At 68.1% G+C, this 13,823-nt stretch carries 16 protein-coding genes; 10 read left to right on the top strand and 6 right to left on the bottom strand.

Annotated features, from left to right (window positions below; genetic code table 11):
- Window positions 1–42: 42 nt before the first annotated feature.
- The 4 genes from rpl18a (at window position 43) to Z052_RS20205 (ending at window position 2,335) form a co-directional block, all read left to right on the top strand.
- The gene (gene rpl18a / locus Z052_RS09775) at window positions 43–219 is read left to right on the top strand and encodes a 50S ribosomal protein L18Ae (RefSeq protein WP_049929511.1); all 177 of its coding nucleotides are present in this window, start codon (window positions 43–45) and stop codon (window positions 217–219) included.
- Complete coding sequence (gene pfdA, locus Z052_RS09770; RefSeq protein WP_049929512.1) at window positions 219–677, top strand: prefoldin subunit alpha; 459 nt, start codon at window positions 219–221, stop codon at window positions 675–677. Before rpl18a ends, pfdA begins: the two co-directional genes overlap by 1 nt.
- A gap of 15 nt (window positions 678–692) precedes the next feature.
- A complete protein-coding gene (ftsY, locus tag Z052_RS09765; protein ID WP_049929513.1) occupies window positions 693–1,772 on the top strand; it encodes a signal recognition particle-docking protein FtsY in 1,080 nt (359 codons plus the stop codon).
- Between the two features lie 101 nt (window positions 1,773–1,873).
- On the top strand, window positions 1,874–2,335 hold the full coding sequence (locus Z052_RS20205; protein ID WP_158228678.1) for a hypothetical protein: 462 nt from the start codon (window positions 1,874–1,876) through the stop codon (window positions 2,333–2,335).
- Between the two features lie 217 nt (window positions 2,336–2,552).
- Here the strand turns inward: Z052_RS20205 and Z052_RS09750 are convergent, their stop codons facing one another.
- From Z052_RS09750 to Z052_RS09725, 6 genes are all read right to left on the bottom strand, one after another.
- Window positions 2,553–3,587 (bottom strand): tyrosine-type recombinase/integrase, encoded by a 1,035-nt coding sequence (locus tag Z052_RS09750; RefSeq protein WP_099288992.1) that lies wholly within the window; start codon window positions 3,585–3,587, stop codon window positions 2,553–2,555.
- Window positions 3,580–3,960, bottom strand: coding sequence for a DUF5805 domain-containing protein (locus Z052_RS09745; protein WP_049929516.1), 381 nt, complete (start codon window positions 3,958–3,960; stop codon window positions 3,580–3,582). Before Z052_RS09745 ends, Z052_RS09750 begins: the two co-directional genes overlap by 8 nt.
- A gap of 414 nt (window positions 3,961–4,374) precedes the next feature.
- Window positions 4,375–5,280: a hypothetical protein gene (locus Z052_RS09740; protein WP_094495704.1), complete on the bottom strand. Its 906-nt coding sequence runs from the start codon at window positions 5,278–5,280 to the stop codon at window positions 4,375–4,377.
- Between the two features lie 100 nt (window positions 5,281–5,380).
- Window positions 5,381–7,225 (bottom strand): alanine-zipper protein, encoded by a 1,845-nt coding sequence (locus Z052_RS09735; RefSeq protein WP_099288991.1) that lies wholly within the window; start codon window positions 7,223–7,225, stop codon window positions 5,381–5,383.
- A gap of 93 nt (window positions 7,226–7,318) precedes the next feature.
- Window positions 7,319–8,152, bottom strand: a complete 834-nt coding sequence (locus Z052_RS09730) for an MBL fold metallo-hydrolase (RefSeq protein ID WP_094519762.1) — start codon at window positions 8,150–8,152, stop codon at window positions 7,319–7,321.
- Between the two features lie 220 nt (window positions 8,153–8,372).
- Window positions 8,373–9,026, bottom strand: a complete 654-nt coding sequence (locus tag Z052_RS09725; RefSeq protein WP_049929520.1) for a TrkA family potassium uptake protein — start codon at window positions 9,024–9,026, stop codon at window positions 8,373–8,375.
- A 202-nt stretch (window positions 9,027–9,228) separates the two neighbouring features.
- Between Z052_RS09725 and Z052_RS09720 the strand changes: the two genes are divergently transcribed.
- The 6 genes from Z052_RS09720 to Z052_RS09700 all read left to right on the top strand — a co-directional run bounded on the left by Z052_RS09720 (window position 9,229) and on the right by Z052_RS09700 (window position 13,757).
- Window positions 9,229–10,683 carry an APC family permease gene (locus tag Z052_RS09720; protein ID WP_094519763.1) on the top strand — a complete coding sequence of 485 codons (1,455 nt, stop codon included), beginning with the start codon at window positions 9,229–9,231 and terminating at the stop codon, window positions 10,681–10,683.
- 4 nt (window positions 10,684–10,687) lie between these two features.
- Window positions 10,688–11,341: a TrkA family potassium uptake protein gene (locus tag Z052_RS09715; RefSeq protein ID WP_049929522.1), complete on the top strand. Its 654-nt coding sequence runs from the start codon at window positions 10,688–10,690 to the stop codon at window positions 11,339–11,341.
- Between the two features lie 253 nt (window positions 11,342–11,594).
- Entirely contained in the window at window positions 11,595–12,080 is a 486-nt protein-coding gene (locus Z052_RS09710) for a hypothetical protein (protein ID WP_086216366.1), read from the top strand.
- A gap of 136 nt (window positions 12,081–12,216) precedes the next feature.
- A complete protein-coding gene (locus Z052_RS20200) occupies window positions 12,217–12,357 on the top strand; it encodes a hypothetical protein (protein ID WP_155120025.1) in 141 nt (46 codons plus the stop codon).
- Window positions 12,358–12,479: 122 nt separating this feature from the next.
- A complete protein-coding gene (locus Z052_RS09705; protein ID WP_049929524.1) occupies window positions 12,480–13,223 on the top strand; it encodes an SDR family NAD(P)-dependent oxidoreductase in 744 nt (247 codons plus the stop codon).
- Window positions 13,224–13,343: 120 nt separating this feature from the next.
- Window positions 13,344–13,757, top strand: coding sequence for a universal stress protein (locus tag Z052_RS09700; RefSeq protein ID WP_094519764.1), 414 nt, complete (start codon window positions 13,344–13,346; stop codon window positions 13,755–13,757).
- Window positions 13,758–13,823: the final 66 nt, after the last annotated feature.

The raw sequence follows: 13,823 nt of genomic DNA, 5'->3' as shown, positions 1-13,823 counted from the left end.
CTTTTAGGAAGATACTTCCCTGTCCCTGCCGGATCGGGGAACATGAGTACCTACACGGTGAGTGGACGGTTCCAGAGCCGAGACGGCGACCAGCCGTTCACGAAGGACATCGAGGCGGAGAACGAGGACCTCGCCCGCGAGCGGATCTACACCACGGTCGGGAGCCAGCACAACCGGAAGCGCACCCAGATCGAGATCGAGGAGGTGTCCGAGGCATGATGGGCGGCGGACAACAGCAGCTCCAGCAGCTCTCACAGGAGATCCAGGCGCTCGACGAGGAGATCGAGGCCCTCGAAGGCGAAATCGCCGACTACCGCGAGGAGAAGGCCGACATCGACGACGCCGTCGAGGCCATCAAGACCCTCGACACGGGCGCGACCGTTCAGGTCCCGCTCGGCGGCGGCGCCTACCTCCGCGCGGAGGTCCAGGACATCGACGAGGTCATCGTCTCGCTCGGCGGAAACTACTCCGCGGAGCAGGAGCAGGGCGACGCGATCGACGTCCTCCGGCGCAAGCAGGAGGCGCTCGACGACCGGATCGAGGAGACGCAGGAGGAGGTCGACGAGCTGGAGTCCGAGAGCGACGAGCTCGAACAGCAGGCCCAGCAGATGCAACAGCAGATGCAGCAACAGCAGATGCAGCAGATGCAGCAGGCCGAGGAAGGCGACGGGGAGTAAGACGGAGACTATACCGTGTTCGACGGACTGAAAGACAAGCTCTCCGGCTTCCGCGAGGACGTCGAGGAGTCGACGGAGGCCGAGGAGGACGAGGCCCCGCCCGAGGAAGCGACGACCGCTGAGAGCGGCGCCGACGCGACCGCGGAATCCCCTTCGGCGGTCGACAGCGACGCGGGCGGTTCGGACGAGTCGTCGAACGACGACGAGCCGAGTACCTTCCAGCGCGCGAAGGCGTTCGCGACCGGGCGCATCATCATCGAGGAGGAGGACCTCGAGGAGCCGCTGTGGAACCTCGAGATGGCGCTGCTCGAGAGCGACGTGGAGATGAGCGTCGCCGAGCAGATCCTCGACAGCGTCCGCGAGAGCATGCTCGGCGAGTCCCGCAAGCAGGTCGAGACGACCGGCGAACTCGTCGAGTCTGCGCTCCACGACGCCCTCCTCGACGTCATCGCCGTCGGACAGTTCGACTTCGAAGAGCGGATCGCCGAGGCCGACAAACCCGTCACCATCGTCTTCACCGGCGTCAACGGCGTCGGGAAGACGACGAGCATCGCGAAGCTCTCCGAGTGGCTCGGTGACCGAGGCTACTCATCCGTCCTCGCGAACGGCGACACGTACCGCGCGGGCGCGAACGAGCAGATCCGCGAACACGCCGACCGGCTCGGCCGCGACCTGATCAGCCACGACCAGGGCGGCGATCCGGCGGCCGTCATCTACGACGGCGTCGAGTACGCCGAGGCGAACGACGTCGACGTCGTCCTCGGCGACACGGCGGGGCGGCTCCACACGAGCGACGACCTAATGGCCCAACTGGAGAAGATCGACCGCGTCGTCGACCCGGACATGACGCTGTTCGTCGACGAGGCCGTCGCGGGGCAGGACGCGGTCAACCGCGCGAAAGAGTTCAACGACGCCGCCGCGATCGACGGCGCAATCTTGACGAAGGCCGACGCCGACTCCTCCGGTGGTGCCGCCATTTCGGTCGCGTACGTCACCGGGAAACCGATCCTCTTCCTCGGAACCGGGCAGGGGTACGACGACATCACGCGATTCGACCCTGAGGCTCTCGTCGAGAGCCTCCTCGACGAGGAGTGACCGTCGGGCGGACCGCGCCCACTCTTTCCTTTCGGTCGCCTGAGCCGTTCTCCGCGCTCACCGCACCCGGAGCGCCAGCTCTCGAAGTGGGCGCTCGCGGGGTGGTAGTCTGGTTCGACGCCCGGCGGCTCCGGCGGTACGGGGCCGCCGTCGCTCCCCGCGGGCGAGAGCTTCTCGTACCAAGGCCCAGCCGGGCCACGGTACGTGTCGACGCAGTCGACGAACCGGTTGCGCCGCTCGCGGAATCGCTCGGCGGCTACGTCGCCGCCCCGGTCGCGGGCGCGCTCCCCGAGCGCCGCGGCCGCGCCGGTCCCTTCCGCGAGCGCACAGCCGTACCGCTCGCCGGAGCCGGGTACCGGCTCGCGGTCCGCCGGCGCCGCCGCGAGGCACGAGGCTACGTCGCGAGAGCGGTCGCCGAAGCCGTTCGCCGCGCGGGACAGCCGTCGGGGTCCGACACAGAGGATGGCGGTGACCGCCGTCCCGGCGAGGACGGACAGGCCGGTGAGGGCGGCAATCTCAGGAGCGCCATCGTCGTTGCCTCACCGTTTTTTTCCGACATGTGAGTGACACGGTGCTTCGCCGTCAGTCGACACGCGGACCGTTCGAGCGGCCGGCCGCGCCGTCGACTATTTTCGGAAGGGTTCAGCCCACCGTGCTCGTGTGCGACCACCCCAGTATCTTCGCGACCGGCCCCACAGTTTGGATATAGCCACATACGATTTACGTGGCTGCGCTCGAACGAAACGAGTCGCTACTGGGACGACGAAATTGGAACCACTCTCACGCGAAGAGTCGGTAGACGTTCGCCTCGTAAACCTCCCGGACCTGATCCCCCCAGTTGTGCGTGTACGTGTCGATCACGTCGTCGGCGACATCGCCGCGGAGGTACTTCACCACTCCGCGGTCGCCGGTTCTGTCGCGGAGGTGCGTCGTGAAGAAGTGGCGGAAGTAGTGGGGCGTGACGTTCTCGTCGGCGCCGCCGCCGGTCCGGTACCACCCCTCCTCGCGGGCGTGCCGCTCGACGACGTGTCTGACCGCCTGCGGTTCCAATCGTTCCCCCCATCCCTCCGCGGTGCTGACGAACAGCGGCTCAGCCGGCGACGGCGAGTCCGGACGCACCGCGAGCCACGCCTTCAGCGCTCTGCGGAGTTCGTCGTCGACCGGGATCACCGTCCCGCGCTTCCGTTTGTTCGCGGCCGTTCGCACCTCCCCGTTCAGCTCCTCGCCGACGGTCGCCTCGGCGGTCACGAAAATCGAGTCCGGCCGTTCGGACAGCGCCGGGCGTCCCCCGAGCGAGTACGCCGCGTTGAGGAGGTCCGGGTCGCTGACCGACAGGTCTCGCAGGTCGAGGTTACACAGCTCGCCGACCCGCATGCCGGTCTTGAGGAGCGTCACCACCAGCGCGCGGTGGAGCGGGTGCCGGATTTTGGCGACGAACGAGCGCATCGCAGAGACCGAGACGTCGCGGCGGGCCGGGTCCTTATCGACGGTCTCGTCCATTTCCTCCATCACCAGCGTCATCGGGTTACCGTCGAAGGCCTTTACCTCCGTCATGTACCCGTAAAACCGGTGGAGGTACGCCGCGTACGTCGCGACCGTGCTGTCGGCGACGTCACCCCGCAGCGAGTGGACGAACGCCATACAGTCGCGGTGCGTCGCGGCCTCCGGATCAACGTCGTCCAAGAACGCCTCGAACCGCCGGAGAACGCGCTCGTACGCCGCCCTGGTCCGGTCCGTCTTTCCGTGGTAGGTGAGGTCTTCGAGGAAGTAGCCGACGGGGTCGTCGGGGTCCGGAGACGCTCTCGCGCTACTCATCGGTCAACACGTACCCCCCTTCTCGGCCGCTGTACCGGATCCGATTGCGCTCCTGTAGCTCGTCGAGGGTCTCCTCCAGTTCGTCCTCCACGTCGCCGACCACCGCTTGGACGAGTTCGTCCCACGAGCGGGGCCCCGATTCGAGAGCCGCGTGGACGCGCTTTTCGAGGTCGCTACCCCCGGGGTCGGCGGGCTCGGAAGGGGGCTCCTCCCGACCTTCCGATCCGGTCGGCGCGAACCCCCTCCGCCCGGCCTGAACCATCGTCCTGACGAACTCGCTCAGCGACATGTCGAGCTCGTCGGCGTGGTCGCGCCACACGTCCTTCTGTTCCGTCGGCACGTACGTCTTCACCGACTGTCGATCGCCTCCCATCGTTCTCGGACGACCGTTCTCGCTGCCGTGACTTCAATCTATCCTAGATTTCTGGATAAGTGACCTTATCTCAGTGAGCAGGACCACATTTTGGCCGGGTTGAGTTTATTATCCAACTCTCTAGCACCATCAGTTCCAACCACTAGTTATACAATCCAAGATATTCGATTGGGACACGCGATGCCCAACGGACGGCAATGTGAATCTGATCGGCCCCGGATGTCGTCCGTCGGCTCAATCGCTTTCCCCGCTCTGCGCGAGCCGTTCGGTGCGGCGACGAGAGTCGTAGTGCGAGAACGCTGGGGTAACTGGCGATAGTACTCGGCGGGTGCCGGTTCGAAACGGCACACATCGGCGCCGGACGTCGTCCCGACTCGAACGCGTACATCTCATGCCGCTATACTATCTCTGGTATCAGACGCGGATCTCCGAGTCGGCCGCCTCTCGTTCGAGCGCCCGGAGGACGCGGGAGACCGAATCGTCGGCCTCGGCCGCGTTACGCATCAGGACCGTCTCGCTCGGGAAGAGGTGTTCCCCGACGGCGAGTCCGTGTTCGCGCGCCGTCGAGCCGGTGACGGTGAGGTAGACGCCGAGACCGACCCTGGCTATCGCCGCCTCCTCCTCCTCGTCGGCCTCCGGGTAGACGAACTCCACCCCGTCGAGCGCGTCGGTCCCTAACACGGCAGTGACGAGGCGCTCGTACCGCGGCGAGATACACAGTGACCCCTCGTAGTCGGCCAGATACGCGCGGTCGTACGTCTCTCCCGGTCTGCGTCGGTCCTCGCGTCCCATCAGCGTGTGGTACACCGTGTCACCGAGACCGGTCACCACGCGCACGTCGGTGTCGACCGGGTCGATCCGGTCGTTGATGTCCGAGATGTCGCCGAGTCCGCCCCCTCGGATCCCGACGACCTCCTCTAAGACGAGGTCGGCGGAGTCGAATCCGAGCGCGAACTCGTGGGTTCGGAGCGCACGGAACGGTTCCTCGCGGCCGACGAGCTTGACCGTCACGTCGCCGAGATCCACCGTGGCGGCGTCGAACACGATTCGCCGCGGCTTGCCGTCCCGGTCGTCGCGCAGCAGCGTGTACTCCGGTTCGGCCGCCGTCGTCGGGTCAGAGTACTCCGCGAGCCGCTCGTACGGGCCCTCGTCGGCGTCGACCGACCCCTTCGTGACGGCCTTCTCGTATCGGAGCGTGTTGCTCACGCCGTCCGCGAGCCGGTCGAGGCGGTCGTCGCTCGCGACGGTCGCGATCCGCTCTAAGACCGCTTCGAGCGGGCGCCCCTTCCGGGGCACGGCGACCGGGACCGGGTCTGTCATTGCCCCATCTGCGACCGCGCGCGTAAAACGGGTTGCGTTTTTCAACCGGGGTGCCGCCGACGGCGTTCGGCGTCGCCGCTCGATCGTCGAAACGGAGCGGCTACGGGCCGAACGCCTCGTTGAGCCGGGTACGGAACTCGTCGAGCTCGTCGAGGTGGTCGTTGATCTCATCTAGCTCGGCGGCAACGTCGTCGAGGTCCTCTCCGAGCCGGTCCTCGATGTCGGTGAGCCGGCTGTCCACCTCCGCGAGGTCGTCCCACAAGTCGTCGAATTCCTCGTCGAAGCGGTCGAGTCCGGACTCCACGTCGTCGACGCGCTCCGCGACGCCGGCCGCGCGGTCCTCGGCGCTTTCGGCCCGCTCTTCGGCGTTCTCGGCCCGTTCGGCCGCCCTGTCGACCTCCTCGTACAGCGTCTCCACGTCGTCGCCCAGGTCGTCGACCGTCTCCGCGGCGGCGTCCGCCGTCCCCTCCACCCGGTCGACGTCGTCGGCGAGGTCCTCGACGTCGCTCTCGACGGCCGCGACGCCGTCTCGGACCGACTCGACGGTTTCCTCGACGGACGCGACCTCGTCCTCCACGCCGCGCACGTCACCTTCCACGCTGCGAACGTCGTCTTCGACCGCCTGTACGTCGTCTTCCACGCCGCGCACGTCGTCTTCGACCGCATCGAGGTCGGTCTCGACGGTCTCCACGCGCTCGTCGACCGCATCGACCGCGTCGGAGGTCGACGCGACCGCGGAGTCGACGCGGGCGACGTCCGACTCGATCTCCTCGCGATCGTCTTCCGCGTCGTCGAGGCGATCGTCGAGGGCGTCGACCTCGGACTCGACGGCGTCCACACGCTCGTCGATCCCGTCGAGGATCTCTCGGGCGGTCCCCTCGCCGTCGATGAACTCCGCGAGCGCGTCGGCGTACGCCTCGATGTCGGCCACGCTCGACTGGAGTCGAGCGATCCGCACGTCGACGCTGCGCGGCACGCTCGCGTCGAACGCCCTCTCGATGGTCTCGATGTCCTCCTCGTCGGCCGCCCCGGTGCGGATCTCGGCCGCTAACGCGGCCGCGAGACCGCCTTCGCCCGGAAGACTCGCCTCGTCCGTCTCGTCGGTTTCGTCGAGTTCGTCGGCTTCCGTTCCGTCTTCGTCGGCGACTTCCGGCTCGTCTTCGACGGCCGACTCGGCGGCTGTGTCGTCTGTTTCGGGCGTTTCGTCGGGCTCATCGGCAGGGGTTGTCTCTTCGGCTCCGGCCTCGGGTTCGACCGCGGCGCCGACCGATTCCCCCTCATGTGGGGACACCGCGGCCGTCCCGTCGTCGGCGACCGTTCGCGGCTCGGGGGTGTCGGGCTCAGGATCGGCCTCGGTTTCGCGGCCGGCGGCGGCTTCCGTGGCGCTCTCTGCCTCCGGTTCCGGTTCCGCCGCGGGTTCCGGGCCGGGATCGCGGGCCGAGGCGCCCTCACCGGACTCCGCGGGGTCTCCCGCCAACAGTTCGTCCTCTTCCGCCATTCCGGGGAGCGTCGCGCGGTCGCCGGAGAGCACCTCTCGGACGGCGTCCGTGTCGCCGGCGCCGAGGACGTCTTCGATCTCCTCGCCGACCGGCACGTGTTCGATCACCGGTGTGCCGAGGAACCCGTCGAGGTCGGGGTCGTCGTCGCGGATCCCGAACACCGTCTCGACGGTCTCGTCGGGGTCTATCACCCGTTCGAACTCCACGCGGTGGTCCTTGTACGCGGTCCAGTTCTCGCTCTCGTACTCCGGGTGGAACCCCACTCGGTCCATCGGGAACGACTCCGGGATCCGGTCGACGATACGCACCCGTACGGGGTCCTCACGGTGTGAGGAGAGGGTGTACATCACCGCCGGCACGGGGAACGCGTCGTCCGTGAAGGATTTCTCGACGCGGATGCCGTCCTCGTCGACGGTCGTGGCCGCCTCCGCCGTCCGTTCGCTCATACTCCACGGTCCCGGAGCAGGGGCTTAAATTCCACGGGCCGGGTTTCGCCGGTGATAACCGATACGCCGCGAAAACGGCCGTTCAGCTCCCGTCTACAGGTCTATTCGATCGCCGATCTCCACGATCTCCAGCCGATCCGGAGACTCGTAGCTCCGCACGTGGTCGTGGAGCGCGGTCGGGTCGGCGGTCAGCCCCTTCCACATGTCCCAATGGGTCGGGACGAGGCGGTCGAGGCCGAGGTCGTTCGCGGCCGTCGCGATCTCGTTCTCGTCGCTGTACCACTTCGTCTGAACCGGTTCGCCCGTCTCCTTGTCCGGTATCGTGCCCTCCGAGCCGAACGCCAGGATGCCGAGGTCGATGTCGAACCGCTCCGCGAGCCCCTCGAACGTCGGCGACGGCTTGCTGTCCCCGGCGTGGAACACCGTCCCGGCGTCGTGTTCGATCACGTAACCCACCGGATGCGTGGCGTCCGCGTCGCGGGTCTCGACGACGTGAACGGTGAACTCGCCGATCCGCAGCTCGTCGCCCTCCGTCACCTCGGTGAACTGGGCGTCGTCAACCGCGTACTCGTCGGTCCACCGCTCCTCCTCGCGCGCGACCGCGAGCGAGTCGTCGGGCGCGACGAGGTCAGCGTCCGCGTTGGCGAGGATCGGCGCCTGCGAGGGCCCGTGAACGTGATCCGTGTGCTCGTGGGTGGCCAACACCGCGTCCGCGACCTCGACGTCCTCGGGGTCGAAGGGAATCGGGATCATCCGTACCGTCCGCGGCGGGTCGCCCGTGCCCACGTACGGGTCGATCCAGAGGACGGTCCCCCCGCTCCCCTTGATCGCGAAGCCGTTACAGCCCAGGTACCACAGCGCCACCGTGTCGGGGTCGGCGTCCGCGACCGCGCGCGGCAGCCAGTCGCCCCAGTCGGAGTCTGTCATACCCCGTGCTGCGTGAGCGCCGGGGGTAATAATTCCGGAGTGGGTCGGATTCGCTCGGGTGCGTCCAAATTTGTCGGACGCGCGAAGCCGGAATGTCGTTTGAGACGGAACTCGTAAATCGTATATCGCTATATCAAATCTGGGCGACGAGCGACGAGAAACACCCAGTCACGAACGGGCCCTGAGCGGTCGCGACGGCGGTCGCGGCCGTCGGGCGAGGTCACCCGCGAAAGAGTTTGACGACCTCGTCGACGACGTCCGACTCGACGGCGAGGATATACTGTTCTGACGGTTCCAGCAGCGTGTCGGGACCGGCGAGCGACTCTCGGTCCGACGTGGAGATGAGGAGACTCCCGGCCGGAAGGGCGATCTCGTCGAGCCGGCGTCCCGCGACGGGGGCGGACTCGGAGACGGTCACCTCGATGATGTCGAGGTCGGCGGTGGGGAACACGAGCGTTCGGATCTCTTCGCCGGTGAGCATATCGGCCGCGTGGTCGCCGCCGAGCGACTGCGGTAGCAGCGTGGCGTCGACGACCTCGCCGTGTTCCTGTTCGGTCCGCGACTCCGACCTGGCCAGGGTCCGGATAGCCGGCGCGAGGTGGTGCGCGGTCATACAGATATCCGTGTTCGTCTCCGTCTCGTCGGTCAGCGCCGCGATAGCGTCGGCGTTTCGGAGGTCCGCCTGCCTGAGGATCGACTGCTCGGTGGCGTCGCCGTGGATCACGGGGCCGAGGTACGCGTCGGACAACTTCTCGACGCGGTCCGCGTCCACTTCGATCAGCAGCACCTCGTGGCCCTGTTCGGTGAGGTTCTCCGCGGTCTGGAGTCCGACTCGCCCGCCGCCGGCGATGACGAATCGCTTTGACTGGGTCATCGTGTCGTCCCTCGGCTTCCGACGGCTTTAATCCGGGCCGGATTCCGGCCCTCTGGAACAACTACCAGCGCGCTGCCGCCGGGCGGGCGTATCAGGCCCCGCCACGATTCCGCGACTCCCGAATTCACCCGGGGTATAAAGTGACGAGAGTACCAGTTTCGGGGCGTACGATGGACGATACGGGACGCGGCTTTCACGACCGATGAGCGGAAGCGAGACTCGTTCTCCGGAAGCCGAGCTCGGACTGCTCGACGCGACGATGATCGGCATGGGAGCGATGATCGGTGCCGGCATCTTCGTACTGACCGGACTGGCCGCGGAAATCGCCGGGCCGGCGGCGATCGTCGTCTTCGCGCTCAACGGGGTCGTCACCGCGTTCACCGGCCTGTCGTACGCCGAACTCGCCAGCTCGATCCCGAAGAGCGGCGGCGGGTACGCGTTCGTCCGGGAGATATTCGACGACCTCTCGTCGTTCATCATGGGCTGGATGCTCTGGTTCGCGTACATGATCGCCGGGGCACTCTACGCGCTGGGATTCGCTCCGAACTTCCTCGAACTGCTCCACGTCTACGGGGCCGTCGCTCCGCCGGAGGAGGTCGGTGACGTCATCCTTCCCGTCGTCGGCGCGCAGGTCAGCCCGGGCTTCCTGCTGGCGTTCGTCGCCGTCTTCGTGTTGGTGGCGCTCAACGCCGTCTCAACGGCCGCCAGCGGGAAGGCAGAGACGGTGTTCACGATAATCAAGGTGAGCATCCTCGTGGTGTTCGTCGCCTTCGGGCTGGCGTCGCCGATGTTCTCGGGCGCCGAGTTCCAGCCGCTGTTCCCCGCGGGCGGCGGAGCGGGAGCGGTCCTGCCGGCGATGGGGCTCACGTTCATCGCCTTCGAGGGGTACGACCTCATCACGACCGTCACGGAGGAGGTGAAGAATCCCCGGGAGAACATTCCGAAGGCGATCTTTGTGAGCCTCGCCGTGACCGTGGTCGTCTACCTGGCCGTGGTCACCGTCGCCGTCGGAACGCTCGGGGCAGAGGGGCTCGCGGAGGCGGGGGAGGCCGGGATCGCCGCGGCGGCGACCTCGTTCATGCCGACCGGGCTCCCGATCATCCGGAACGGCGGCGCGCTGGTCGTCTTCGGCGCCGTGTTCTCGACGCTGACGGCGCTAAACGCGGTCGTGATCGCCTCTTCGCGGGTCGCGTTCTCGATGGGACGCGAGGGGCAGTTGCTCCCCTCGTTCGGCCAGATCCACCACCGATACGGGACGCCGTTCGTCGCGATCCTCGCGAGCGCCGTGGTCATGTTGGGCTCCGTCGCGCTGCCGACGCAGAGCGCGGGGAACATGTCGAGCCTCTTCTTCCTGCTCTCGTTCGTCATCGTCAACGTCGCCGCGATCAGGCTGCGACGCGAGCGACCCGACATGAACCGTCCATACGAGATGCCGTTCTATCCGGCCCCGCCGCTGATCGGCATCGCGCTCAACCTGGTCTTGACCGGGGTGCTCGTGGAGTACCTGCTGCGGACGGACCCGTTGGCGCTAGCGCTCAGCGCGGCGTGGATCCTGCTCGGCGGCGCCGCGTATCTCGCGCTCAACAGACTGCGGGCGGAACCGGACGCGGACTCGGCGGCGGCAGACGCGACAGCCATTCCGGAGACGGAGGACTGAATCCATGACGAGTTCACTCGACATCGTGATCGCGGGCGGCGGACGTGTCGGCTTCCAAACGGCTGAGCTACTCGCAGACCACGGCCACGAGGTGACGATCGTCGAGCGGGACGAAGACGTCGTCTCCGAGATCGCAGACGAGTACGTCGCCACGGTGATCCGCGGCGACGCGACGAACCCCGACATCATCGAGCAGGCCGGCGTCGAACGGGCGGACGTCGTCGCGGCGCTCACCGGGGAGACGGGGCTCAACCTCGCGGTCTGTCTGGCCGCCAGGGAGCTCTCTCCGGGGACTCGGACGGTGGCTCGCATCGACCGGGCCGCCGGCGAGGCGTACACGCGGTTCGTCGACGCGGTGTTGTTCCCGGAGCGAGCGGGTGCCCGCGTGGCGGCGAACGAGATCGTCGGTGACGACGTCCAAGCGCTGACGGACGTGACGGGCGACCTCGACATCATGCTCGTCCGCATCGCGGAGGGAGCGCCGGCCGCCGGGAAGTCGCTCACGCAGGTCCGGTTTCCGGACGGTACCCTGGTCGTCTCCGCCGCGGACGCCCAACAGGTCGCCCGTCCCGACACGACGCTCACGCCGGGGAAGCGCTACGTCGTCGCCGTCGAGCCCGGCGTGGCCGACGAGGTGATGAACCTCCTTCAGGGGTGAGCAGGACCGACGTGTACGCCGGCTCCCAGTGACACTCTCTCCACGGGGACGTTCGGGCGGCGCGTGTGTCGTTGCGGCGACGGCCCTCTCGGGTCGCTGTCAGCGTGGGCGACGGATTGAAGCGCCGTCTGACCGTTGCTAGGCTGTATGCGTGACGACGACCTCGGAGCAGGCGGAGCGGCCGCCGACGCCGCGACCGACCCGGCCGAACCTGCCCGTCACACGACCGTTCGGGACGCCGAGTGAGCGTCCGATGGCAGTCCGTGCGCTACGTTCTCTCGTCGCTATCCTCGTCGGACCGCACGAGCTCGCGCACGCGGCGGTGGCGCGACTGGCCGGCATGACCCCCGAGATCACGCTTCTCCCGGAACACGCGAGCGGGATTCCCCTGGGGCAGTTCGACGCGACGATTCCGCCGTCGACGTCGACGAGCGTCATTCGGGTCTGCGCGCTCGCGCCGCTCCCGATCAACCTCGCCGTCGCCGTCGGAGTGGGGACCGCGCTGCCGGCGGACTCCCCGCTCGCGGTCGCGTTGTTTCCGCTGATCGCGTACTGGGCCACGCTCTCGGGCGGGGACGTGGCCGTCGCGGCGAACCCGGTGGCGGCGCGGAACGCGGGTCGGTTTCGCGCGCCGGGACGGTGGTGGCAGACGGTCGCGTCGCTCCTGCTCGTGCCCCCAGTGGCGGTCGCCGTCGCGGTGTCGCTGCTCGTCGACCTCCCACCGCCGGTCTCCCCCTAGCGGCCACTCCGCCGGACCCGCGTCGGCACCGGTCGCGTAACGAGCGGTCGGCCGGCTGCGAGGGCCTTTCGCGGTCGATACGGGCCGATCGCGACCGAGGATTTAATCCTCCGCAATCAGTATGTTATACTGTACTATGTGTCACGGACGCACTCCGCGAGAGTGGACGCGAGACGAAGAGGCGACGACCGAGGAGACCGCCGAAGACCCGTCGCTGTCCGAACCCGACGAGGCGACGGACGTCGAGATCCTCACGGACGGCGGCGACGACGAGTAACCCGGTGGTCGACTCGCCGGTCGCCGTCGCGCCACTGCTTTTTCGAGGCGATGCCGACCACCGACCGCCGACGCCGCGATCCGTGAGGAACGCTTAGGAGCGATCCGGTACATGGATCCCGCATGGAGCTACGCCCCGACCTGAGCGGACGGACCGCCCTCGTGACCGGCAGCGCGAAGCGCGTCGGCCGCGAGCTATTGCTTTCGATCGCCGACTGCGGCGCCGACGTCGTGGTACACTACAACGAGAGCGAGGCGGCGGCGACCGCCACCGCCGAGGAGGTCCGCGAGCGAGGCGGGACCGCAGTCACCGCTCAAGCCGACATCACCGACCCGGACGCCGTCGACGAGCTGTTCGACACGGTGGAGGCCGAGGTCGGGTCGGTCGACATCCTCGTCAACAACGTCGGCGACTTCGACGCTCGCCACTGGAGCGACATCGAGTGGGAGTCGTGGCGGAACGTGGTCGAGACGACGTTCTACGGCACGGTGCTCTGCTCGCGTCGGGCCCTGCCCGCCATGCGCGACCAGGGGTGGGGCCGAATCGTGAACCTCGGCTTCGCCGACAGCGACCGGATGCACGCCCACCCCGTGAACTTCCCCTACTTCGTCGCGAAGACGGGCGTGCTCATGTTCACGCGGATGCTGGCGGCGGACACCAGCGACGACGGGATCACGGTCAACGCCGTCTCGCCGTTCGCCGTCTCGAACACCGAGGCCGGCGTCGAGGACTTCCCCCGCGGCCGCCCGGCGGGCTTCGAGGACGTCGCCGCGCCGCTCCGGTTCTTCCTGAGCGACGCCGCCGCGTACGTCAGCGGCGAGAACGTCGCCGTCGACGGCGGGCGACTGCCGGAGTTCGACGCCTGACTGGGAGGACTCCGGCCCGTCACGGTGGCGCCCGCGCCTCCGGCGGGCGACGAGCGGGGCGAACGGACGACCGACCTCGACCGGAGCAACGGTTAATATTATCTGACACGTGAGAGGCGTATGGCTATTCTCGCTGCCATCAGCGACGACGACCGCTACGAGGCGGTGATCGAGACCGCGGCGCGGCTGGCCCAGGCGACCGGTCAGTCGCTGACGGTCGCCCACGTCATCAGCAACGCGACCGCGTCTGGGGCGGAGCGGAGCTTCCGCGACGAGATCGAGTCGTTCGTCGAGGATATCGGCGTGGGGACGACGGTCACGCTCGAACATCTCGACCGGAGCGGGCTTCGGTCCGGAACGGCGGTCGGGAAACAGCTCGTCGATATGTCGGACGACGTCGCCGTCGAGCACATCGTGATCGGCCACCGGTCGAAGGGCCAGTTGGCGTCGCTCCGAGAGGGGAACACCGCGTTCGCCGTCGCCGAGGGAGCATCGGTGCCGGTGACGATCGTCCCCGGCGCGACGGGCGAGTGAGCGACTGGCACGGGTCGGCTGCCCGCCCCTCGCGGTCCGCGCAGTCACGGGCCGACCGACTGGCGG

The organism is Halorubrum sp. C191 (assembly GCF_002727095.1).
Classification (GTDB): Archaea; Halobacteriota; Halobacteria; order Halobacteriales; family Haloferacaceae; genus Halorubrum; species Halorubrum ezzemoulense.
This window is presented reverse-complemented; position numbering and strand designations above follow the sequence as displayed.